At 69.0% G+C, this 21,685-nt stretch carries 21 protein-coding genes; 9 read left to right on the top strand and 12 right to left on the bottom strand.

What is annotated here, in order from left to right; translation table 11 throughout:
- Nucleotides 1-55 precede the first annotated feature (55 nt).
- Entirely contained in the window at nucleotides 56-490 is a 435-nt protein-coding gene (locus KCI33_RS07275) for a DUF1489 domain-containing protein (protein ID WP_212524110.1), read from the top strand.
- A gap of 166 nt (nucleotides 491-656) precedes the next feature.
- On the opposite strand, the gene KCI33_RS07270 is transcribed toward KCI33_RS07275, so the two are convergent.
- The 5 genes from KCI33_RS07270 to KCI33_RS07250 all read right to left on the bottom strand — a co-directional run bounded on the left by KCI33_RS07270 (nucleotide 657) and on the right by KCI33_RS07250 (nucleotide 3,829).
- Nucleotides 657-1,616 (bottom strand): D-glycerate dehydrogenase, encoded by a 960-nt coding sequence (locus KCI33_RS07270; protein ID WP_212524109.1) that lies wholly within the window; start codon nucleotides 1,614-1,616, stop codon nucleotides 657-659.
- The gene (locus KCI33_RS07265; RefSeq protein ID WP_212524108.1) at nucleotides 1,616-1,954 is read right to left on the bottom strand and encodes a tRNA-binding protein; all 339 of its coding nucleotides are present in this window, start codon (nucleotides 1,952-1,954) and stop codon (nucleotides 1,616-1,618) included. The genes KCI33_RS07270 and KCI33_RS07265 overlap by 1 nt, the downstream gene beginning before the upstream one ends.
- Complete coding sequence (proC, locus tag KCI33_RS07260) at nucleotides 1,951-2,763, bottom strand: pyrroline-5-carboxylate reductase (RefSeq protein ID WP_212524107.1); 813 nt, start codon at nucleotides 2,761-2,763, stop codon at nucleotides 1,951-1,953. The genes KCI33_RS07265 and proC overlap by 4 nt, the downstream gene beginning before the upstream one ends.
- A gap of 30 nt (nucleotides 2,764-2,793) precedes the next feature.
- On the bottom strand, nucleotides 2,794-3,297 hold the full coding sequence (locus KCI33_RS07255; protein ID WP_212524106.1) for a YbjN domain-containing protein: 504 nt from the start codon (nucleotides 3,295-3,297) through the stop codon (nucleotides 2,794-2,796).
- Nucleotides 3,298-3,580: 283 nt separating this feature from the next.
- Nucleotides 3,581-3,829: an accessory factor UbiK family protein gene (locus KCI33_RS07250; protein ID WP_212524105.1), complete on the bottom strand. Its 249-nt coding sequence runs from the start codon at nucleotides 3,827-3,829 to the stop codon at nucleotides 3,581-3,583.
- Nucleotides 3,830-3,925: 96 nt separating this feature from the next.
- Here KCI33_RS07250 and lgt point away from each other — a divergent pair, with 96 nt between their 5' ends.
- The 4 genes from lgt (at nucleotide 3,926) to KCI33_RS07230 (ending at nucleotide 7,973) form a co-directional block, all read left to right on the top strand.
- Nucleotides 3,926-4,813 (top strand): prolipoprotein diacylglyceryl transferase, encoded by an 888-nt coding sequence (gene lgt, locus KCI33_RS07245; RefSeq protein WP_212524104.1) that lies wholly within the window; start codon nucleotides 3,926-3,928, stop codon nucleotides 4,811-4,813.
- Nucleotides 4,810-5,874, top strand: coding sequence for an SAM-dependent methyltransferase (locus KCI33_RS07240; protein ID WP_212524103.1), 1,065 nt, complete (start codon nucleotides 4,810-4,812; stop codon nucleotides 5,872-5,874). Before lgt ends, KCI33_RS07240 begins: the two co-directional genes overlap by 4 nt.
- On the top strand, nucleotides 5,871-6,620 hold the full coding sequence (gene pgeF / locus KCI33_RS07235) for a peptidoglycan editing factor PgeF (RefSeq protein ID WP_212524102.1): 750 nt from the start codon (nucleotides 5,871-5,873) through the stop codon (nucleotides 6,618-6,620). The genes KCI33_RS07240 and pgeF overlap by 4 nt, the downstream gene beginning before the upstream one ends.
- Before the next feature lie 663 nt (nucleotides 6,621-7,283).
- The gene (locus KCI33_RS07230) at nucleotides 7,284-7,973 is read left to right on the top strand and encodes a Hint domain-containing protein (protein WP_212524101.1); all 690 of its coding nucleotides are present in this window, start codon (nucleotides 7,284-7,286) and stop codon (nucleotides 7,971-7,973) included.
- On the opposite strand, the gene KCI33_RS07225 is transcribed toward KCI33_RS07230, so the two are convergent.
- Nucleotides 7,974-8,474 (bottom strand): Lrp/AsnC family transcriptional regulator, encoded by a 501-nt coding sequence (locus KCI33_RS07225; protein ID WP_212524100.1) that lies wholly within the window; start codon nucleotides 8,472-8,474, stop codon nucleotides 7,974-7,976.
- A 189-nt stretch (nucleotides 8,475-8,663) separates the two neighbouring features.
- Here KCI33_RS07225 and trxB point away from each other — a divergent pair, with 189 nt between their 5' ends.
- Nucleotides 8,664-9,608 carry a thioredoxin-disulfide reductase gene (gene trxB, locus KCI33_RS07220; RefSeq protein ID WP_212524099.1) on the top strand — a complete coding sequence of 315 codons (945 nt, stop codon included), beginning with the start codon at nucleotides 8,664-8,666 and terminating at the stop codon, nucleotides 9,606-9,608.
- Between the two features lie 150 nt (nucleotides 9,609-9,758).
- Nucleotides 9,759-11,465 (top strand): bifunctional sulfate adenylyltransferase/adenylylsulfate kinase, encoded by a 1,707-nt coding sequence (locus KCI33_RS07215; protein WP_212524098.1) that lies wholly within the window; start codon nucleotides 9,759-9,761, stop codon nucleotides 11,463-11,465.
- Nucleotides 11,466-11,640: 175 nt separating this feature from the next.
- On the opposite strand, the gene KCI33_RS07210 is transcribed toward KCI33_RS07215, so the two are convergent.
- From KCI33_RS07210 to KCI33_RS07185, 6 genes are all read right to left on the bottom strand, one after another.
- Complete coding sequence (locus KCI33_RS07210) at nucleotides 11,641-14,754, bottom strand: efflux RND transporter permease subunit (RefSeq protein WP_212524097.1); 3,114 nt, start codon at nucleotides 14,752-14,754, stop codon at nucleotides 11,641-11,643.
- Nucleotides 14,751-16,058 (bottom strand): hypothetical protein, encoded by a 1,308-nt coding sequence (locus KCI33_RS07205; protein WP_212524096.1) that lies wholly within the window; start codon nucleotides 16,056-16,058, stop codon nucleotides 14,751-14,753. The genes KCI33_RS07210 and KCI33_RS07205 overlap by 4 nt, the downstream gene beginning before the upstream one ends.
- Nucleotides 16,055-16,672: a TetR/AcrR family transcriptional regulator gene (locus KCI33_RS07200; RefSeq protein WP_212524095.1), complete on the bottom strand. Its 618-nt coding sequence runs from the start codon at nucleotides 16,670-16,672 to the stop codon at nucleotides 16,055-16,057. Before KCI33_RS07200 ends, KCI33_RS07205 begins: the two co-directional genes overlap by 4 nt.
- 277 nt (nucleotides 16,673-16,949) lie before the next feature.
- Complete coding sequence (locus KCI33_RS07195) at nucleotides 16,950-17,849, bottom strand: U32 family peptidase (RefSeq protein WP_212524094.1); 900 nt, start codon at nucleotides 17,847-17,849, stop codon at nucleotides 16,950-16,952.
- A 4-nt stretch (nucleotides 17,850-17,853) separates the two neighbouring features.
- Nucleotides 17,854-18,831, bottom strand: coding sequence for a peptidase U32 family protein (locus tag KCI33_RS07190; RefSeq protein WP_212524230.1), 978 nt, complete (start codon nucleotides 18,829-18,831; stop codon nucleotides 17,854-17,856).
- Nucleotides 18,831-19,325, bottom strand: a complete 495-nt coding sequence (locus KCI33_RS07185; RefSeq protein WP_212524093.1) for an SCP2 sterol-binding domain-containing protein — start codon at nucleotides 19,323-19,325, stop codon at nucleotides 18,831-18,833. The genes KCI33_RS07190 and KCI33_RS07185 overlap by 1 nt, the downstream gene beginning before the upstream one ends.
- Nucleotides 19,326-19,479: 154 nt before the next feature.
- On the opposite strand from KCI33_RS07185, the gene KCI33_RS07180 reads away from it, so the two are divergent.
- Nucleotides 19,480-21,009 (top strand): UbiD family decarboxylase, encoded by a 1,530-nt coding sequence (locus tag KCI33_RS07180; protein ID WP_212524092.1) that lies wholly within the window; start codon nucleotides 19,480-19,482, stop codon nucleotides 21,007-21,009.
- Nucleotides 21,006-21,581, top strand: coding sequence for a UbiX family flavin prenyltransferase (locus KCI33_RS07175; RefSeq protein ID WP_212524091.1), 576 nt, complete (start codon nucleotides 21,006-21,008; stop codon nucleotides 21,579-21,581). Before KCI33_RS07180 ends, KCI33_RS07175 begins: the two co-directional genes overlap by 4 nt.
- The last annotated feature ends 104 nt before the right edge of the window (nucleotides 21,582-21,685 follow it).

Genomic DNA, 21,685 nt, shown 5'->3' with positions numbered 1-21,685 from the left:
ACTCGGCAAGAACTAGCATAGTCTTTCAAACCATCAACTATATAGGGTGGCTTCGGTGACAAAAGCGCAGATCAACCTGGTAAAGCTTTGTGTCGGCGCGGAAAAGGTCGAGGACCTGATCGAATGGCAGGACCACAGCCGCGCCACCTGGCCCGGCGGCCAGCCGCGCCATGTCACCCGGATGTGGCCCAAGCGCGGCGCGGAGCTGCTCAATGGCGGCTCGCTCTACTGGGTGTTCAAGGGCGCGATTCTGGCCCGCCAGAGGATCCTCGCGCTGGAGGAGGTCACCGGCGCCGACGGCATCGTCCGCTGCGGCATCGTGCTGGATCCCGAGGTCGTCCGCACCGAGGCGGTGCCGCGCCGCCCGTTCCAGGGCTGGCGCTATCTCAGACCCGAGGACAGCCCGCGCGACCTGCCCGCGACCCGGCAGTCCGAGGACGCGCTGCCCGCCGCGCTGTCCGCCGCGCTCGCAGAGATCGGCGTGCGCTAAGCGCCGGACAGGTCACCGCCATGAGTATTTTTCCCAAGAAGAAGCTGAGGGCGACACGGCCGCGAGACGCGCGTCTCGCTTTGCCGCAACCACTTGCGATAGGTCGCGGGCGGCCGCCCCTGCCGCTTTCTTCTCGGCAAAAATACTCAACGCGCGACGCCGGCGGTCAGTTGACCCCGTTGGGCAGGGGCGCGCCGCTCAGACAGGCCCGGATATTCTCCACCGCCATCAGCCCCATCGCCTCGCGCACCTCCAGCGCGGCGGTGCCCAGGTGCGGCAGGAGCGTGACGTTCTCCATCCCGCGCAGCGCCTGCGGCACCTGCGGCTCATGCTCGTAGACATCGAGCCCGGCGCCCGCGATCCGGCCCTCCCGCAGCGCAGCGATCAGAGCGGTCTCGTCGACCACGTCGCCGCGGGCGATGTTGACCAGATGCGCGTGTGGTCGCATCGCGGCGAGAACCTCGGCCCCGATCAGGTGGCGCGTGGCCGGCCCGCCGGGCACCGCCACGACCAGCACATCGGCCCAGGCCGCCAGATCGCCCAGCGCCGGAAGCTGGCGCGCGGGCACCCCGGCGTCGGCCACCGCCGAGCGGTTGCAGAACGCGACCTCCATGCCGAAGCCGAAATGCGCGCGCCGCGCGATAGCCTTGCCGATGCGCCCCATGCCCACCAGGCCCAGCCGCTTGCCGCTCATGTGCAGGCCCAGCATCTCGGTGGGGTACCAGCCCTGCCAGCGCCCCGCGCGCACCAGACGCTCGCCCTCGCCCGCGCGGCGGCAGGTCATCAGCATCAGCGTCAGCGCGATATCGGCGGTGGCATCGGTGACCGCGCCGGGGGTGTTGGTCACGGCGATTCCGGCGGCCCGGGCGGCCTCAGCATCGATATGGTTGTAGCCCGCCCCGAAATTGGCCAGCAGCCGGGCGCGCGGCTGCGGCACGGCGGCGAAGATCTCGGCGCGGAACATATCCCCCAGCGTGGGCAGGATCACATCGAAATCGCGCAGCGCCTGCACCATCTCCGCCTCGCTCATCGGGGCGGTGCTTTCGCGGGCGGTGACATCGGCCAGCGCGCGGGCTTCGGCCAGCACGCGCCCGGGCATGGGCCGGGTGATCAGCAGCCGCGCCATCAGAACATCCTCCCACCGACGGGCACGTCCTTGTCCGGGGTCAGCAGGACCACCTCGCCGTTCTCGTCCGGCAGGCCCAGCACCAGCACCTCGGATATGAACTTGCCGATCTGGCGGGGCGGGAAATTCACCACCGCCAGCACCTTCTTGCCCGGCAGCGCAGCCGGCGCGTAATGCGCGGTGATCTGGGCGGAGCTCTTCTTTTCCCCAATCTCCGGACCGAAATCGACCCAGAGCTTGATCGCGGGCTTGCGCGCCTCGGGATAGGGCTCGGCCTTCACGATCCGGCCCACGCGGATGTCCACCTTCAGGAACTCGTCAAAGCTGATCTCGCTCATGCGCCGAGCTCCCGGCTGCGCTCGGCGGCGGCCTTGACCGCGCGCCGCAGCAGCGCGGGGAAGCCGGTCTCCTCGTCCATCAGCACGTTCAGCGCGGCCGCCGTGGTGCCGCCCGGCGAGGTGACGTTGACGCGCAGTTGCGCGGGATCCTCGGCAGCGGTCTCGGCCAGCTGGCCCGCGCCGCCCACCGTGGCCTTGGCCAGTTTCATGGCCAGATCGGCGGGTAGCCCCTCGGCCTCACCCGCGGCGGCCAGCGTCTCGATCAGGTGGAAGACATAGGCCGGCCCGGAGCCGGAGACGGCGGTGACCGCGTCCATCTGGCCCTCGTCCTCCAGCCGCACGGTCTGGCCCACGGCCGACAGCAGGGCCTCGGCCAGCGCCATCTGGTCTTCGCCGACGCGGGAGTTGCCGATCAGCGCGGTGATGCCGCGGTTGACGGCCGCGGGCGTGTTGGGCATGGCGCGGATGATCGGGGTGGCGCCCCCCAGAACCTGCTCATAGGCACGGATCGGGGTGCCTGCGGCCACCGACAGGAAGAGGGTGGCGCCATTGCCCAGCGCGGCGAACTGCGGCAGCGCCTCGCCCATCATCTGCGGCTTGACCGCGACCAGGACGATCGCCGGCGCCTCGGGCAGCGTTTCGTTCAGGTGCACACCCTGCCCCTGCAGCCAGTCGGACGGCTTCGGATCCAGGACCCAGACCGAGGCAGGCGGCAGGCCCTGGCCCAGCCAGCCCGCCAGCATGGCCGACCCCATCTTGCCGCAGCCCAGCAGAACCAGCCCGCGGCGGGCGACATCGTTCATATCCATCGTGATCCCCCTGTTTGTCGGAGAGGGAGATTAGGCGCGCCCGTAAGCCTCTGCAATGGCGACCTGCATCGCCTGTTCGGGGCTCTGGTCGGCCCAGGTAACCAGCTGGAAGGCGGGGTAGAACCGCTCGGACGCGGCCACCGCCGAGGAGATCAGCCGGCTGACCTGCTCGGGCCCGGCCATCTGCCCGCCCGACAGCACCAGCCCGTAGCGCCAGACCATCAGCCGCTGCTCGTGCCAATAGGTGAAGGCCCCGGTCCAGCACATGTCGTTGGCGCGGTTCAGGGTCTCGTAGAGCTGCGGCAGCTTGTCCGCGGGCGGCTCCATCTCGAAGGTGCAGACCAGGCGCAGGGTCTCGTCATGGTCCGACCAGGCCAGGGTGATCGAATAGGTGCGCCACTGCCCCTCGACCGCCATCGCGATCTGGTCCTCGGCGACCCGGTCGAAATCCCATTCGTGATGCTCGGCGATATGCTCGACGAGATCGATGGGGTGCAGCTCTTCGCCCGGAAGAAAATCTTCGGAAAGTGACATGCCCGGCCTCTCTGGTTATAGCCCCAGCGGATTTGGCAGCAACTAGGGCTTGGTGCCTGCTCAAGGTCCGGCAGAGGTATCCGCCGCCCTCACGAAATATGGTGGGGGCAAAGGGACAGGCTGTAAAGCGGAATTTTGTGATAAAACGAGCGTCTGCCGCAATATCTTGTGGATAAACGCAAGCATTGGCGTGGGCGGCGCGGGGCGGCCCGCCCGGCCCGCGGACATGAAAAAACCGGCCCTGCCGGGCCGGTTCTTCGCGGCGCAGCGCCAGGCGCGGGGCCTATCTGCCGGCCGCTTCCTCCAGCGCCGCGATGCGCGCCTTCAGCGCCTCGTTCTCCTCGCGGGCCTTCTGCGCCATGGCGCGCACGGCGTCGAATTCCTCGCGGGTGACGAAGTCGCGATCGGCCAGCCAGCGGTCCATGAAGCCCTTCATCGCGGTCTCGGCCTCGTCCTTGGCGCCCTGCGCCACGCCCATGGCATTGGTCATGAGCTGCGACATGTCTTCGAAAAACTTGTTCCGGGTCTGCATTGGCCCCTCCGGCGTTTGCGTTTGCCCCTATATGGTCTGCAGGCGGGCGAAGCTCAATGGTTGACTTCGCCCGGGCGCAACCGGCAAGAGGCAGACATGCAGGCGGTCCTTCCCTTTCCCGACATCTCACCCGAGCTGTTCTCGGTCTCCCTCTTCGGCGCCGAGTTCGCGCTGCGCTGGTACGCGCTGGCCTATATCGCGGGGCTGCTGCTGGGCTGGCGGCTGGTGGTGCGGCTGGTGAAGACCGGGCGGCTGTGGCCCGAAGGCCGCGCTCCCATGCGCCCGGAGCAGGTCGAGGAGCTGCTGACCTGGGTGATCCTCGGCGTGATCCTGGGCGGGCGGCTTGGCTTCGTGCTGTTCTACAAGCCTCTCCATTACCTGCAGAACCCGCTGGAGATCCCGATGCTGTGGCAGGGCGGCATGTCGTTTCACGGCGGGCTGATCGGCGTGATGGTGGCGGCGATCCTGTTCTGCCGCAGGCACGGCATCGCGCTGTTGTCGGCCGCCGATGCGCTGGCGCTGGCCGCGCCGCCGGGGCTGTTCTTCGGCCGGATCGCGAATTTCATCAACGCCGAGCTCTGGGGTCGGCCGTCGGACGCGCCCTGGGCGGTGATCTTCCCCGGGGAGCTGGCGCAATACTGCCCGGGCTGGGATCAGGCGCCCTGCGCCCGCCACCCCTCTCAGCTCTACGAGGCGGGGCTTGAGGGGCTGGTTCTCGGCGCGGCGATCCTGTTCCTCGTCTACCGGCGCGGCTGGCTGACGCGGCCGGGGCGGACGGCGGGCGCGTTCTTCACCGGCTACGGGCTGGCGCGCTTCGCGGTGGAGTTCTTCCGCCAGCCCGACCTGCAGTTCGTCACCCTCGACAACCCGATGGGCTATGCCCTGCACTGGGGTGGCGCCGGCGTGAGCATGGGGCAAGTGCTGTCGCTGCCGATGATCGCGCTCGGGATCGCGTTCTTCCTGATCGCACGGCGGCGCGCATGACGCCGCTGGCCGAGATCCTCACCCAGCGCATCGCCAAGGCTGGCCCGATCTCGGTGGCCGAATACATGGCCGAATGCCTGCTGCACCCCGAGCACGGCTATTACGCCACGCGCGACCCGTTCGGGGCGGGCGGCGATTTCACCACCGCGCCCGAGATCAGCCAGATGTTCGGTGAGATCGCGGGCCTGTGGCTGGCGCAGGTGTGGCTGGATCAGGGGGCGCCGGCGCCCTTCACCCTGGCCGAGCCGGGGCCGGGGCGCGGCACGCTGATGGCCGACATCCTGCGCGCCACCCGCGCCGTGCCGGGATTTCGCGACGCCGCGCGGGTGCATCTGGTCGAGGCCAGCCCGACCCTGCGCGGCATCCAGCGCGAGACTCTGGCGGGCTGCGAGGCGACATGGTGCGGCTCCGTGGCCGAGCTGCCCGACCAGCCGCTGTTCCTGATCGCCAACGAATTCTTCGACGCCCTGCCCATCCGCCAGTTCCAGCGCGACGCCGGGGGCTGGCGCGAGCGGCAGGTGGCGGTGATCGGCGGCAGGCTCGCCTTCGGCCTGTCGGACCCCGCGCCGATCGCCGCGCTCGACGCCCGGCTGGCCGACACGAGGCCCGGCGATATCGTCGAGACCTGCCCGCAGGCCGCCCCGATCATCGCCGAGATCGCGGCGCGGATCGAGGCCCACGGCGGCGCCGCCCTGATCTTCGACTACGGCGGCTGGCATTCGCTGGGCGACACGTTTCAGGCGCTGCGCGGGCATGAGCCCGACGACCCGCTGGCCCATCCCGGCGCGGCCGACCTGACCGCGCATGTGGATTTCGAGGCGCTGGCCGCCGCCGCCCCCGGCCTGACCGCGCTGCCGCTGACCGGGCAGGGCATGTTCCTCGAACGGCTGGGAATCACCGCACGCGCGCAGGCGCTGGCCGCGAAACTGCGCGGGCCCGCGCTGGAGTCGCATATCGCCGCACATCGGCGCTTGACCCACCCCCAGGAAATGGGAACGCTCTTCAAGACCCTCGCACTGATGCCAATCAACGCCCCAACCCCGCCGGGATTCGCGCCATGACGCTTGAGATTCTGACCGCCGACATCCTGACCCCGTTGCGCCACGGGTTCTTCACCCGCAAGGGCGGTGCGTCCTCGGGGGTGTTCGCGGGGCTGAATTGCGGCCAGGGCTCGTCGGACCTGTCCGAGGTGGTGGCGATCAACCGCTCCCGCGTGGCGGGCGCCATGGGGGTGGAGCCGGAGGCGCTGGTCTCGGTCCGCCAGACCCATTCGGCGGATGTGGCGGTGGCGCCCTTCGACGACCGGCCCGAGGCCGACGCCATCGTCACCGCGACGCCGGGACTGGTGCTGACCATCCTGACCGCCGACTGCCAGCCGGTCCTCTTCGCCGACGTCGAGGCCGGCGTGATCGGCGCCGCCCATGCCGGCTGGCGCGGGGCGCTGGACGGGGTGCTGGAGGCCACGCTTGAGGCGATGGAGAGCCTCGGCGCGCAGCGCGAGAACACCGCCGCCGTGATCGGCCCCACCATCAGCCAGCGCGCCTATGAGGTCGGCCCGGAATTCCTCGACGCCTTCTTGGCCGAGGATCCCGCCTACAGCCGGTTCTTCGCCGGCGGCGAGGGCGACCGGATGCTGTTCGACCTGCCTGCCTTCGGCCTGCACCGGCTGCGCGAGGCCGGGATCGGGCAGGCGCAATGGACCCGCCACTGCACCTATTCCGACCCCGACAGGTTCTATTCCTACCGCCGCACCACCCATGCCGGCGAGGCGGATTACGGGCGGCTGATCTCGACCATCCGGCTGTGAGCGCCGCCACAATTTGACCCCGACAAGGCCGCAACAAGTCTCATTCACCGTCATTCCCCCGCCCTAATGCCGGGCCAGGCTGCGGGCAGCGGCCGGGCAAGGGCCGTGGGACCGGCAACATGCGATACGCCCCGCGCAGGCGCGCGCGCAGATCTGAGGAGCGACAAGAATGAAAACCAAACGCCGCTGGATGACCTGGATCGTGAAGGACAGCGCCGGGGCGACCGCGCGCCTGCCCTGGGCCCGCAAGACCCGCCGGCCCCGCAACGCCTGAGACGCCCTGCGGCGTCCGCCGCAGCGAACGAGACACCCCGCCCCCGGTGCCCTTCGGCGCCGGGGGTTTTGATTCGTGGCCCTGCCCCGAGGCCGCCCGCAATAGCGGGAGTGTCGGGAAACAATCCCGGGACACCTTCGGAATTGCGCCTTGTTTGAGGATCAATTGCGAAGTTTTTTTGACAAGCGGGCCGCGGTTGGGGCAATAGATGACCCTAGAAATGTCCCTCTGCACGTTTCGGTGGGGGCCGACGCAGATGTGACAGCCCCGAAAGGACTGTTTGCATGGTCATCCCCCATTCTTCCGCCGCTGGCCTCGCGGCGGATCCCCGGGCCAACTCGGCCCGCCATAAGACGACTGCTCGTTCAGAACGGCGGCCTCGGCAGGTGATGCCTCTCACCCGCAGATACGAGGTCGCCGGTTTGACACCCTCCGGCCAGATCGACAGCTTCACCCGCGTGGCGCCCGCCACGCCCGCCTTCGAGGATGCCTTCGCGGGCTTTGCCCGCGGCACCCTGATCCAGACCCCCCGGGGCCCGGTCGCGGTGGAGGATCTGGTGCCGGGGATACCGATCTCGGTCGATGGCGAGGACCTGCCGCTGCTGTGGGTCGGCTCGATGACGGTGTTTCCGAACCTGCCCGAGCAGCCGGAGGAAAACGGCCACCTGACCCGCATCACCGCCGATGCCTTCGGGCTGGGCCGCCCGATGCCCGACCTGCTGCTGGGCGCGCGGGCCCGGCTGATGTTCCGCCATTCCCGCTGCGAGGCCCTGCTGGGGCGGCGCTCGGCCTTTGCGCCGGCGCGCGCCTTCATCGACGGGATGAGCGCGATCCAGATCACGCCCGCCGCGCCCGTGGCCGTCTTTCACCTGGCGCTGGAACGCCAGGCGGTGCTGCGCGCCAACGGCGTCGAGGTGGAAAGCTTCCACCCCGGAACCTCGGCCGATCAGATGATGGGGCGCGAGGCGCTGGACCTGCTGCTCAGCCTGTTCCCGCACGCGCGCGGCCTGAGCGATTTCGGGCCCATGCCCTATCCGCGCCTGACCGCGTTCGAACTGGAAGGGATGCGCGCCGCCTGATCAGGCGCTGCGGCTGAGGCGCTCTTCCAGCACCTCGAAGGGCACGCCGGGCTGGTCCTTGGCGCAGCGGATCACCAGCGAGGTCTTGACGCTGGCCACGTTCTCGGCCGCGGTCAGTTGCTCGGTCAGAAATGACTGGAAGCTCGACAGGTCGGGGGCCACGCATTTCAGGATGAAATCGACCTCGCCGTTCAGCATGTGGCATTCGCGCACCAGCGGCCAGGCCCGGCAGCGCGCCTCGAAGGCCGACAGGTCGGCCTCGGCCTGGCTTTGCAGCCCGACCATGGCGAAGACCTGCACCTCGAAGCCCAGCGCGCGCGTATCGACATCGGCGTGATAGCCGCGGATATAGCCGGCCTCCTCCAGCGTCCGCACCCGGCGCAGGCAGGGCGGCGCGGAGATGCCCACGCGCTTGGCCAGTTCGACATTGGTCATGCGGCCGTCCGCCTGCAGTTCGGCCAGGATTTTGCGGTCGATGGGATCGAGTTTTGCCCCGGACATCACGGTTCTCCGATTTTTTTCGGATAATATGCAGCCCAGGCTCTGAGCGCAATTATATTTCACGCTTGCGCAATTTCGTTAAACGACATACGCGAAGCGCTTTGCCTGCCCGCCTGCGGCTCCGGGGCTCTTTCCCGGCGGCGGGGCTGCGGTTATATCAGGGACGACACAAATCTCCGAGGGACAGACATGGCTGAGACACGGCACACCAAACTGTTGATCATCGGCTCGGGCCCGGCGGGTTACACCGCCGCCGTCTACGGCGCGCGCGCGATGCTGGAGCCGGTGCTGATCCAGGGCATCCAGCCCGGCGGCCAGCTGACCATCACCACCGAGGTCGAGAACTGGCCAGGCGAGGTCGAGATCCAGGGGCCCGACCTGATGGTCAAGATGGAGGAACATGCCCGCGCCGTCGGCACCGAGATCATCGCCGACCAGATCACCTCGGTCGATCTGTCCAGGCGGCCCTTCGTGGCCCGGGGCGACAGCGGAACCACCTACACGGCGGATGCGCTGATCCTGGCCACCGGCGCGCAGGCGAAATGGCTGGGCCTGCCCTCGGAGGAGAAATTCAAGGGCTTCGGCGTATCGGCCTGCGCCACCTGCGACGGCTTCTTCTACCGCGGCCAGGAGGTCGTGGTGATCGGTGGCGGCAACACCGCCGTGGAAGAGGCGCTGTTCCTGACCAACTTCGCCTCCAAGGTCACGCTGATCCACCGCCGCGACTCGCTGCGCTCGGAGAAGATCCTGCAGGACCGGCTGTTCAAGAACCCCAAGGTCGAGGTGCTGTGGAACCACACCGTCGAGGAGGTCGTCGGCGACGAGGAGCCGCTGGGCGTGACCGGCGTGCGCGCGCGTCATGTGGAGACCGGCGAGATCACCGAGGTGCCCTGCACCGGCTTCTTCGTGGCGATCGGCCACGCGCCGGCGTCGGAACTGGTCAAGGACCAGCTGGAGACTCACATGGGCGGCTACGTCGTGACCCAGCCCGACAGCACGGCGACCTCGATCCCCGGCGTCTTCGCCGCGGGCGACCTTACCGACCACAAGTACCGCCAGGCGGTGACCTCGGCCGGAATGGGCTGCATGGCCGCGCTGGAAGCTGAACGCTTTTTGGCCGAAGAAGACGGATGATTTCCCATCGGGGGCCAAATCTGCGTCCTTTTCGCCGCATTTTCCCAAAGAAACTCAGGGGCGCTTGCCATTCTCCCCCTTTCGGCGTTAGGCCGCGCGCGAAACCGGGTTTGCCCGGCGACCTTGAACCAGAAAGCAGAGATTAAGCCGATGTCGATGCCGAACCACGCTCCGATCCCGGAGCTTTATGTTTCCCATGAAAGCGCTCTTAAGCTGAAAGTCGAGGCCGGCGACCTGCCGAGCTGGGACCTGACTCCGCGCCAGATTTGCGACCTTGAATTGCTGATGAACGGCGGTTTCAACCCGCTCAAGGGCTTCCTGACCGAAGAGGATTACAACGGCGTCGTCGAGAACATGCGCCTGGCCGACGGCTCGCTCTGGCCGATGCCGATCACGCTGGACGTGTCCGAGGACTTCGCCGAAAGCCTGACTCTGGGTCAGGACATCGCCCTGCGCGACCAGGAAGGCGTGATCCTCGCCATCCTCAGCGTGTCCGACCGCTGGACCCCGGACAAGTCGCGCGAGGCCGAAAGGGTGTTCGGCGCCGACGACATCGCGCATCCGGCGGTGAACTACCTGCACCACACCGCGGGCAAGGTCTATCTGGGCGGCCCGGTGACCGGCATCCAGCAGCCCGTGCATTACGATTTCCGCGGCCGCCGCGACACCCCGAACGAGCTGCGCGCGCTGTTCCGCAAGCTGGGCTGGCGCCGCGTCGTGGCCTTCCAGACGCGCAACCCGCTGCACCGTGCCCACCAGGAGCTGACCTTCCGCGCCGCCAAGGAGGCGCAGGCCAACCTGCTGATCCATCCGGTCGTGGGCATGACCAAGCCGGGCGATGTCGATCACTTCACCCGCGTGCGCTGCTACGAGGCGGTGCTGGACAAATACCCGGCCGCGACCACCTCGCTGAGCCTGCTCAACCTGGCCATGCGCATGGCTGGCCCGCGCGAGGCGGTCTGGCACGGCCTGATCCGCCGCAACCACGGCTGCACCCATTTCATCGTCGGCCGCGACCATGCCGGCCCCGGCAAGAACAGTGCGGGCGAGGATTTCTACGGCCCCTATGACGCGCAGGATCTGTTCCGCCAGCACCAGGACGAGATCGGCATCGAAATGGTCGACTTCAAGCACATGGTCTATGTGCAGGAGCGCGCCCAATACGAGCCCGCCGACGAGATCGAGGAAGGCGTGACCGTCCTGAACATCTCGGGCACCGAACTGCGCCGACGCCTGTCTGAGGGGCTGGAGATCCCCGAGTGGTTCTCCTTCCCCGAGGTGGTGAAGGAACTGCGCCGGACCAAGCCGCCGCGCGCCCAGCAGGGCTTCACCGTGTTCTTCACGGGCCTCTCCGGCTCGGGCAAATCGACCATCGCCAACGCGCTGATGGTCAAGCTGATGGAGATGGGCGGGCGCCCGGTGACGCTGCTCGACGGCGACGTGGTGCGCAAGCACCTGTCCAGCGAGCTTGGCTTCTCCAAGGAGCACCGCGACATCAACATCCGCCGCATCGGCTATGTCGCCTCCGAGATCACCAAGAACGGCGGCATCGCCATCTGCGCCCCGATCGCGCCCTACACCTCGACCCGGCGCGCCGTGCGCGAGATGGTCGAAGCCTACGGCGCCTTCTGCGAAGTGCATGTCGCCACCTCGCTGGAGGAATGCGAGCGCCGCGACCGCAAGGGGCTCTACAAGCTGGCCCGCGAAGGCAAGATCAAGGAATTCACCGGCATCTCCGACCCCTACGAGGCGCCGACCAATGCCGAGCTGGTCGTCGATACCGAGAACGTGGACGTGGACAACTGCGCCCACCAGGTGATCCTGAAGCTGGAGCAGATGGGCCTGATCGCAGGCTGATCGACCGTCCCGCGAAATCTCGACGCCCCGCCACACACGGCGGGGCGTTTCCTTTTCGGAAAGCATCCGGGGCGCCCGCGCGCCGAAGCCCGGCGTTCCGTCCCGCATTCCCGCGGCGCGGGGCAGGCGCGGCGCCTGAAACTGCGTCCGCCGGGGCACCGCGATCCGCCTGTGCTCAGGCCTGCCGCTCCGGCTCCGCGGCGCGCCCGGCCTGCGCCAGGCCGAGGTCGCCGAGGATCGCGTAGAAGGCAGGCAGGACCAGCAGGACCAGCACCGTCGCCGAGAACAGGCCGAACACCACCGAAATCACCAGCGGCTTCAGAGTTTGCGCCTGCGTGCTGGTTTCCAGCAGCAGGGGGACGAGGCCCATCATCGTCGTCGCGACCGAAACGAAGATCGGCCGGAAACGCTCGCGGCTGGCGCGGCCGGCCGCGCGCGCCAGATCCACGCCGTCTTCGGCGTGCTGCTTGATCACTCCGATCAGCAGGATCGCGTTGTTGACGACGATCCCGGCCAGCGAGGCCGCGCCCACCAGCGACGGCATCGAGATGTTGTAGCCCATGATCATGTGGCCCGACACCACGCCGATGAAGGCCAGAGGGATCGTGAGCATGACGATCACCGGCTCGACATAGCTGCGGAACTGGAAGGACAACACGACGTAGATCCCCACCAGGCCGATGAGAAAACCGCGCAGGATCGAGCCGACGGTCTCGGCCGAGTTGGCGTTCTGCCCGCCGATCTCGTAGCTCAGCCCGGGAATTTCGCGGGCGAGTTGCGGCAGGAACCCGGCCGCGATCTCCGAGACGATGGCGTCGGCGTTGCCAACGCGCCCATCGACATCGGCCTGCACCGTGAGGGTGCGCCGCCCGTCGACATGGGTGATGCGGCTCCAGCCCCGGGTCTCCTCGATTCGGGCCACCGTGGACAGCGGCACCCGGGCGCCATCGGGAAGGACGACGGTGAAATCCCGAAGATCGTCACGGGCGTCGCGGTCGGCTACGGGGTGTTCCAGTTCGATTTCGTGGGCGATGTCCCCTGTCTGAACCGTGGCCATCACGCTTCCCAGGAAGGCGGCGCCGAGTTGATCCGCGACATCCTGCGCCGTCAGCCCCAGACCTACAGCCCCTTCGGCGAGGCTGAGCCGCAATTCGGGGCCGCCAGGGCGCAGATCATGCGTGGTGTTGAAAATGCCGGCATAGGTTTCCAGTTCGGCGAGCAGCCGGTCGCCGGCCTGCCGCAACCTGTCCAGATCGGGCGCCGCCAGCCTGATTTCCACCGCAAGACCCTGCGGCCCGATCCCCGGTTCCGTCAGGGTGACGGCAATGGCCCCCGGCACGGCGCCGATCCCCTCGCGCCAGCGCGAAACGATCTCGTCCAGCGTGACCGTCCGCGTTTCGGCGCTCAACAGATCGGCGCTGACCGTGGCCACATGCGGCCCGGATTCGCCGGCCGTGGCGTTTGTGTTGAAACGGGTCTGCACGGTTCGGACCAACGCGCTGCCCGCTGGCTGCGCGGGCGTCAGATCCGCATTCACCCTCTGCAATGCGGCGGTCACGCGCTCGACCACATCGGCGGTCCGTTCAAGCGGCGTGCCCTGCGGCATCAGGATGCGCGCCTCCAGCACATCGCCGTCGATCTCGGGCATGGCCTCTCGCTTCAGATGGCCGGCGCGCACCAGGCCCACGGTCACAACAAGCGCCGCGAGCGTCAGTCCGGTCACGAGATAGCGCCAGCCAATCGCGAAATCTACCAGACTGCCCAGCCCCCTTTCCCGCAGCCAGTCGAAGCCCCGCTCGAACGCCGCGCGCATCCGCGACGGGGGCCGGGCAGCGGATTTCAGACCGTGGCCAAGGTGATGGGGCAACACCCAGAACGCCTCCATCAGGCTCGCGGCCAGCGCGGCGATCAACACCAGCGGGAGCACTTCGAGAACCGCGCCGAGCTCACCCGACAGGAACGACAGCGGACCGAAGACCGCGACCGTGGTGGCAAAGGAGGAGAGCACCCCGGGCAGGACGCGTTTGGTGCCTTCGATGGCCGCTTCCGTCCGCGAGGCGCCCTCATCGGCCGCCTGCGCGATCGCGTCGGAGATCACGATGGAGTCGTCCATCACGATCCCGATCGCCATCAGCAGCGCGACCAGTGTGATCATGTTGACCGACAGCCCCAGAACGGCCATGGCGACGAACGCGCCGAGAAAGGCTACGGGCAGCCCCATCGCCGCCCATATGGCGTAGCCCGGGCGAAAGAACAGGCTCATCACGGCGATCACGAGGACGAGGCCCATCAGCCCGTTCCGCACCAGCATCGCCAGCCGGTCGCGCACGATGCTGGTCATGTCCTGGACGATGTCCAGCCTCAGCGTGTCCGGCACCGCGGCGCGCTCCTGCTCAACGATCTCCGAAACCCTGTCGAAGACGGTCAGCGCGTCGGCGTCCAGCTGCTTGTCCACCCGCAGGAACACCGCCCGCTGACCGTCGAGAGAGGCGCGCTCCTCTTCGGGCGCATAGTGCTCCTCGATCTGCGCGATTTGTCCCAGGGTCAACTCCGCGCCATTGGGCTTCGACAGGATCGTGATCCCGGCGAGCCCGGCGATGGTGCGGCGTTCGTCGGCGAAGCGCAGGCTCAGGTCCTGGCCGCCGGTTTCCAGGCTACCCAGCGGACGGTCCACGCTCTGCGCGCGGATCAACCTGGAGAGCCCGGACGCGCTGAGCCCGTGCTGGGCAAGGGCCGCACGCGGCACGGTGATGCGGAACTGCCGTTCACCGAAGCCCGACAGCGTGACCCGCGCAACGCCGGGCAGGGCCGACAGGCGGTCCTGAAGTCCGGCGGCGTAGCGTTCCAGATGCGCGGGCGGCAGATCTCCGGCCACCGCGACCGAAGCCACCATATCCGTGCGGTGAAGCTCACGCACGATCGCCGGCTCGGCCGCGTCCGGGAAATCGTCGACCGCGGCGATCTCGGTTCGCAGGTCGTTGACGAACCGTTGGGGTGACCCCGCCGGCGCCATCGTCGCCACGGCACGCGCCACGTTGGCCTGGGCCGTGCAGGTCAGTTCCTCCAGCCCCTCGACCGCTTCCACCGCGTCCCAGATCCGCCGGCAGATGGCGTCCTCGACATCCTCCGCCGTGGCGCCGCGATACACCACCGCGATCTCGGCCTCGACCGGGCGGAAATCCGGAAAGGTCTCGCGCTTGAGCGTGGGCGCGGCCATCACGCCCGCAGCCAGCATCAGCACCAGCAGAAGATTCGCCGCCGTGGGATGCCGCGCGAACCAGGCGATCATCGACCCGTCTCCGCGGCGACGACGGGCATGCCCGGGATCGCCGGGACCAGGTCGTCCAGGATCACCTCCTCGCCCGGCGCGATGCCGTCCGACAGGATGGCGCGCCCGCCCTGGCGCCACGCGACCGAGACCTTGCGCAGTTCCAGCCGTCCGTCGCCGCCGCGCAGATAGACGGTGTCGCCCTGGTGCACGGCGCTGTCGGGCAGGCTGACCCGGGGGACGCCGCCAAGCGATCCCGTCAGGACAACCTCCACATACATGTTGGGCACCAGAGGCAGGCGGTCCGGCGGGGCGATCCCGGCATAGGGGGCGTCCACCGCCACGACCACCGGCACCGATCGCGCCTGCGGGTCAAGCGCGTTCTCCACCCTCAGCACCCGGCCCTGCCATCGTTGCGAGGGGTCCGAGACAAGGCGCAGTTCGGCGGAAATCCGGTCCAGCGCCTGGTGCAGCTCCGCCATGCCGGCAAGCCCCCCGGGCTTGGCCGCGCCGATCAGGAGCGGAAAGGAATCGATCGGCATTTGCGCGGTGATCTCGGCGCGGTCGATGCCATCGGCCGACACCAGCGGCTGACCGGTCGCGGCGAATTGATGGCGTTCGACATGCACCGTGCCGACCCGCAGGTCGAAAGGCGTCACGATCCGGGTCTTCTCGAGATCCCGGCGCGCGCGCGCAAGCGTGGCTTCCGTGCGGGCGATCTGGGCCTCGATGCGCTTTTCCCGGCTGGGCATCAGGGACAGCGTGTTCGACAATTCCTGAACCCCGCGGCGGACCTGCAGCGCGGCGCGTTCCTGTTCGTCCAGACGGGCTTGCGGGGCGGCGCCCTGTCCGACCAGGTCGCGGGTCCTCTCCAGATCACGCTCGGCCAGGGCAAGGCGATGGCCTTCGAGTTCGAGAATCCGGCCGGTGTTCGCCGCTTCCACCTCGATCTGTTCGGCCTCGGCGCGGAGGGCGGCGAGGTCGGCCTCGCCCTGTGCGATCGCCAGCGCGTAGGCCGTGGGGTCGAGCCTCAGGACCTCGGTGCCCTTGGCAAGCACGTTGCCGGTTTCGAGATCGGGGTGACGCCAGACGATCTCGCCGGCGACCTCCGCCACGGCCTCCCAGCGGTTCGCCGCGCGAACATCGCCATAGCCGCGCACCTCGGGCCGCACGGGCGCGAGGGCGGCGACGACGGTGCGGGCGACAAGCTGGCGTTCGTTCCGCTCCAGCCGGCCGGGCGGTTTCGCCGTCGAGATCAACCAGGCCGCCACGCCGATACCGACGGCAAGAGGCGGCAGGAGCCGCAGAACGCGCCAGCCACTCATGTGTCTTCTCCGTGATCGCGCCAGCCCAGAAGATGCAGTTGCAGCCGCACCAGGCGGTTGCCCTCTTCGACGAGGTCGAAGCCGCGGCCCGACAATGCCCAGCGCAGGACCGTTCCCTGCAGGAGCGGCATCAGGAGAAACACGCAATCCGCCGCGGCGGGGGCATTCGGAAGCTCTCCGCACCGCCGCGCGGCCTCGGTTTCCTCCAGCAGCCGCCCCCTGATCTCCGCCATGATGCGCATGTGAATCGGACGTATCGCGTCCTCGGCGGCAAACTTCCCGGTGGAGAAGATCAGAACCGGGATTGCCGGCGTTTCGGCGATCAGTTGCAGTTGCGCTTCGAGTATGCGTCGAATCCGGTCCGAGGGCGTGCTGCCGGTTTCCTGCGCCCTATCCCATACCTCGCGCGCGCGGCGCTCAATCTCCGACAGGACGGCTTCCCAGAGCTCGTTTTTCGTGGGGAAATATCTGAACAAGGCCGCTTGCGTGACACCCACGCGCTCGGCGACGAGGGCCGTGGACAGCCGCTCCACACCGACCTGGGACAAAAGATCGAGGGTCACCTCGATGATCTGAGCGCGGCGTTCCTCGGCTGACTTTCGGATGCGGGCCATGTGTTCGATTCTCTTGTTAGTAACTACTTACTAACATAATAATCCATTTTCACAATAGGACCCGCCCCGGGCCGCGCACAGGTGTTTCGAGGATGTCGTGAATGTGATTTCTTGCGGAGGCCTGCGACGGCGGGCAGCCTTGCGGGCATCGGACGCCGACCGCCTTCTGCCCGCCCATGACAACGAACAGCGCCGCGAACCGCAGGACGGCGTCGGCCCCAATCGCCGGCCGCGCCCCCTCACGGACCAAATATCCCCTTGGCCGCCGGGCAGGATCCTAGGCCCGGCCGCCACTCCAGTCCGCGCCGCAAGGACCGTTGAGAAAACCGTCGCTCAGGGCGCCGCCGGCGACCTCGGGCAGCAGCGCCGCAGAGAGGGCCTCCCCGTCCATCCCGCCCGCCACCCTGTCGCGGTAGAGCCTGCAAAGCCGCACGAAATCGCCGCTCTGCGGCGACAGGCGCAGGGCCGAGACCCCCGCCTCTGCCAGGGCTTCGACATGATGGGCCATGCTGGCGGTGCTGGCCGACAGGGTCTGCACGCCGTTGACGGCCAGGAAGGGCTGGCCGTCAAGGGTATCGACCGCCCGGCCGTCCGGGTCATCGCCGCAGGCGAACTGGCAATTGTCCTTGGTCCGGCCGTGCAGCCGCGCGTGATAGCACCGCCCCGAGATCGCCAGCGGCAACCGCCCATGCCCCCAGACCTCGATCGAGACGCCCAGATCGGCCGCCGCGCGGGCGAGAACGCGCACCGAGTCGAGCGGCAGTTCGGGCGGCAGGCAGATGCGCCGCGCGCCGCGCGCCGCCAGCCAGGCCAGCGTGCCCTCGTTGTAGACATTGACCAGCGGACCCACGGAGAATTCCACCCCCTCGGGCAGATGGGCCAGCGCGGTCAGGTCGTTGACCTCGACCTCCAGGCCCATCGCCAGAAGATCGGCGGTCATCCTGCGCTCGCGCTTCAGCGTAACCAGCGCGAGGCTGGTCAGCACGACCTCCTTGCCGGCGTCCGCCAGCACCTCGATCGCCTCGGGGAGGCGATCCTGGTAGAAAGGTAGCCGTTTCGAGCAGACCAGCTCGCCCAGCACCACCCTATCGACCGGCGCGCGCGCGAGACCGGCATAGAATTTGGCCCAGCGCGGGGCCTCCCAGAAGAATTGGTTGGGGCCGACGGTCAGTTCCATGCGCTCATCTCCAGGTCTTGCGATAGGCGCCGGTGGTGCCGGCCTGCCCCTCGGACAGGCGCGCCAGCATCCCTTCCGGCATCGGGCGGCCGGCGGCCAGCGCATCGACCGCGGCGCGGAAATTGCGCACCACCTGCGCCACATAGGCGCGCGAGCGTTGCCGCCCCTCGATCTTCAGCGCGGTCACGCCGGCCTTGGCCAGCTGCGGGATCAGCTGCTCGGCGTTCAGGCTCACCGGGTCCTCGAACACATGGCCGGTCGCGCCCTGCGAGGTGAAGCAGCCCTTGCACAGCGTCGGGTATGGGGCTGGCTCCCCCTTGCCCACCCGGTGGATGGTGTAGCCGCCCAGACGGGCGGCCAGTTCGCCGCCCTCCTCGGCGTAGTCCACATGGCTTGCCGGCGAACAGACCCCGTGCATGTTCGGCGAGAGCCCGGTGGCATAGGAGGACAGCGAACAGCGCCCCTCGGCCATGACGCAGAGCCCGCCGAAGACGAAGACCTCAGTCTCGACGTCAGTCTCGGCGTTGATCGCGGCGATCTCGGGAACACTCAGCACCCGCGGCAGGACCACGCGCTTCACGCCAAAGCTGTCGGCGTAGAAATTGATGACATCCGCGTTGGCGGCGGCGGCCTGCACCGACAGGTGGCGGCGCAGGCCCGGGTGATGCTCTGCGGCATGGGCCAGAAGGCCGGGATCGGCCAGGATCACCGCGTCGGCGCCGCTGGCTTCGGCATCGGCCACGGCGCGGTGCCACAGCGGCGCCGCGCCGGCGCGCGGATAGGTATTGATCGCGACCAGCACCTTCGCCCCCCGGGCATGGGCAAAGGCCACGCCCGCGGCCATCTCCTCGCGGCTGAAATTCAGCCCCGGAAAGTTGCGGGCGTTGGTTTCGTCGGCGAAGCCGCAATAGATGCTGTGCGCCCCGGCCTCGACCGCGGCGCGCAGGGCGGCGGGGGTGCCGGCCGGGCAGACGGTCTCCATCACCATGCCGGACCCTCCGCCACGCGGGTCAGGGCCACGCCGGTCCGCCGCTCAGCCAGCGCGATGGCCCGCCGCAGCGCCCCGGCCAGAACGGGGGGAAGCGCGGTCAGTTCCTCGGCCAGGTCCAGTTCGGCGTCGTCGATCGCGTTGCGCAGGGCCAGGGCGGCGGCGGTGTCGCCCTCGATGACCAGGTCGCGGGAAAAGAACAGCGCGTCGCCGTCATAGGCGCCATGAACGAGGCCCAGCAAGGCCGCCAGCGGGCCGGCGATGCGCACGTCGGCCCGCGGCGCCTGGCGGTGGGCGGTGACGCGCACCTGCCCGCCCCGCGGCTCCAGGCACAGAACCAGCGGCAGATCGGTCGGGTCGATCAGGAACCGCGCCCGGTCATGCGCGCCCAGACGGCGAAGCAGGCCCGGGTGCCGCGTCACCACCCGCCGCGCCAGCATCGAAAGCGCGGCGGAAAGCGGGGCCAGCGGCAACGGCCTGAGCATCATGCCGGCGGGCCTTGGAAAGATTGGGATGGTCTGCGACGCGGATGGCATGGCCTCTCCTGGGCGGCTGGGATCGACGCAGCTATAGCCCGGATGATTTTCGGGATACTTGACAATTGTCAATTTTCATCCGCGACAGCCTGCTATTCTTCGCGCCATGATCGCCGCGCAGACCACCACTCCCACCCAGCCCCGGTTTCCCGACCTGCGCGCATTCCTGACCTGGGCCGAGACATGCGGCGATCTGCGCGCCATCGCGGAACCTGTGGACATCCGCCACAGGATGACCGCGGTGCATGAAAGGGTCTTGCAGGCGGCGGGGCCGGTACTGCGCTTCGACCACCCCTTGGGGGCGGATGGCAAGCGCACCTCCATGCCGGTGCTGTGCAACCTCTTTGGCACGACCCGACGGGTGGCGGCCGGTCTTGGCCGCCACCCCGACCAATTGGACGAACTGGGCGCCTTTCTGGCTGCGCTGCGCAGCCCGCCGCCCCCCGAAGGGCTGCGCGATGCCTTGAGCCGCTGGCCGATGCTCAGGGCGGCGCTCATGACGCGCCCCAGGATCGGCGGCGCGGCGCCGGCGCAGCAGGAGGTGCTCGAGGGCGACGCGGTGGACCTGGGCATGCTGCCCGTGCAGACCCACTGGCCGGGCGATGCCGGACCGCTGATCACCTGGCCGGTGGTCCTGACCCGCCCGCATGGCAGCGCGCCGGAGGCGCTGGCGCTCTATAATGCCGGCATCTACCGCGCGCAGGTTCTGGACCGGACCCGGCTGATCCTGCGCTGGCTGGCGCATCGCGGCGGCGCCGCCCATCACCGCGGCTGGCAGAGGCACGGCGAGGCGATGCCTGTGGCCATCGCCCTGGGCGCCGACCCGGCCACGCTGCTCTCCGCCGCCCTGCCGTTGCCCGAAACCGTGTCGGAGTTGAGCTTCTCTGGCGTGTTGCGGGGCAGCCGGCCGCATCTGGTGCCCGCCCGCAGCGTGCCCATGCTGGTGCCCGCAAATGCCGAGATCGTGCTGGAGGGCTGGGTGTCTGCGCGCGAGACCGCCCCCGAGGGGCCGTTCGGCGATCACACCGGCTATTACAACGCCGCCGAGCCCTTTCCGGTGATGCAGGTCACCGCGATCACCCACCGGCGCGAGCCGCTCTACCTGTCCACCTACACCGGCCGCCCGCCGGACGAGCCGGCGATCATAGGCGAGGTGTTCAACCGCCTCGCCCTGCCGGTGATCCGCGCCCAGATCCCCGAGATCCGCGACCTGTGGCTGCCGCCGGCGGCCTGCTCCTACCGCATGGCGGTGGTCAGCATCGACAAGCGCTATCCCGGCCAGGCGCGACGGGTGATGATGGCGCTTTGGGGGATGCTGCCGCAGTTCAGCTACACCAAGCTGATCGTGGTCGTGGACGATGACATCGACCCGCACAGCTGGGACGATATCGCCTGGGCGCTGGCGACGCGCATGGACCCGGGCCGAGACGTCATGCTGCTGGAGCGCACGCCGATGGACTACCTCGACTTCGCCTCGCCCGAGCCCGGCCTCGCCGGCAAGATGGGGATCGACGCCACCACCAAGATCGGCGCCGAAACCAGCCGCGACTGGGGCGCGGTCATGCGCACCGATCCCAAGGACGCCGCCTTTGCCGCCGACCTCGTGGCGCGGCACCTGCCCGGGCTGTCGCGATGAGTGCGCCACGGGTGGTCCTGGGCGTCTCCGGCGCCTCGGGCGCGGCGCTGGCGCTGGCCGTGGCCGGGCAACTCGCCGCCATCGGCGCCGAGACCGATCTCGTCGTCAGCCCCGCCGCCGAGCGCACCCTGCCCGAGGAATGCGGCGCCGGCGCGCTGGCCCGGCTGACCGAGGCGGTTTCCCGCAGCCATCCCATCCGCGACATGGGCGCGCCCATTGCCTCGGGCTCCACCCCGGTGGCGGGCATGATCGTCGCGCCCTGCTCGATGCGCAGCCTCGCGGCGATCGCCCTCGGCCTCGACGACAACCTGCTGATCCGCGCGGCCGGGGTGCAGTTGAAGGAACGCCGCCCGCTGGTGCTGCTGACGCGCGAGGCGCCGCTGACGCTGGCGCATCTGCGCAACATGACGGCGGCGACCGAGATGGGCGCGATCGTGCTGCCGCCGGTGCCGGCCTTCTATCTTCGCCCCGACAGCCTGGATGCCGCGGTGGCGCAGATCGCGGCCCGCGCGGTGGACCTGCTGCGCCTTGCGCCCCCGGTCGCCCGGAGCTGGCAGCCGCGGGGGAACTGACCCCGGCCTTCGCGCCGGCTGAGGCGGCACGAGGCCGCCGCCGGACCAGTCCTTCCCCCTTGCACCCGCCACATATCTGCAACTACATGCAGGCTGAAAAGGCT

The organism is Actibacterium sp. MT2.3-13A (assembly GCF_018139985.1).
GTDB lineage: Bacteria > Pseudomonadota > Alphaproteobacteria > Rhodobacterales > Rhodobacteraceae > JAGSOU01.
Note: the sequence above shows the minus strand (reverse complement) of the source record. Positions and strands in the feature narration are given on the sequence as shown.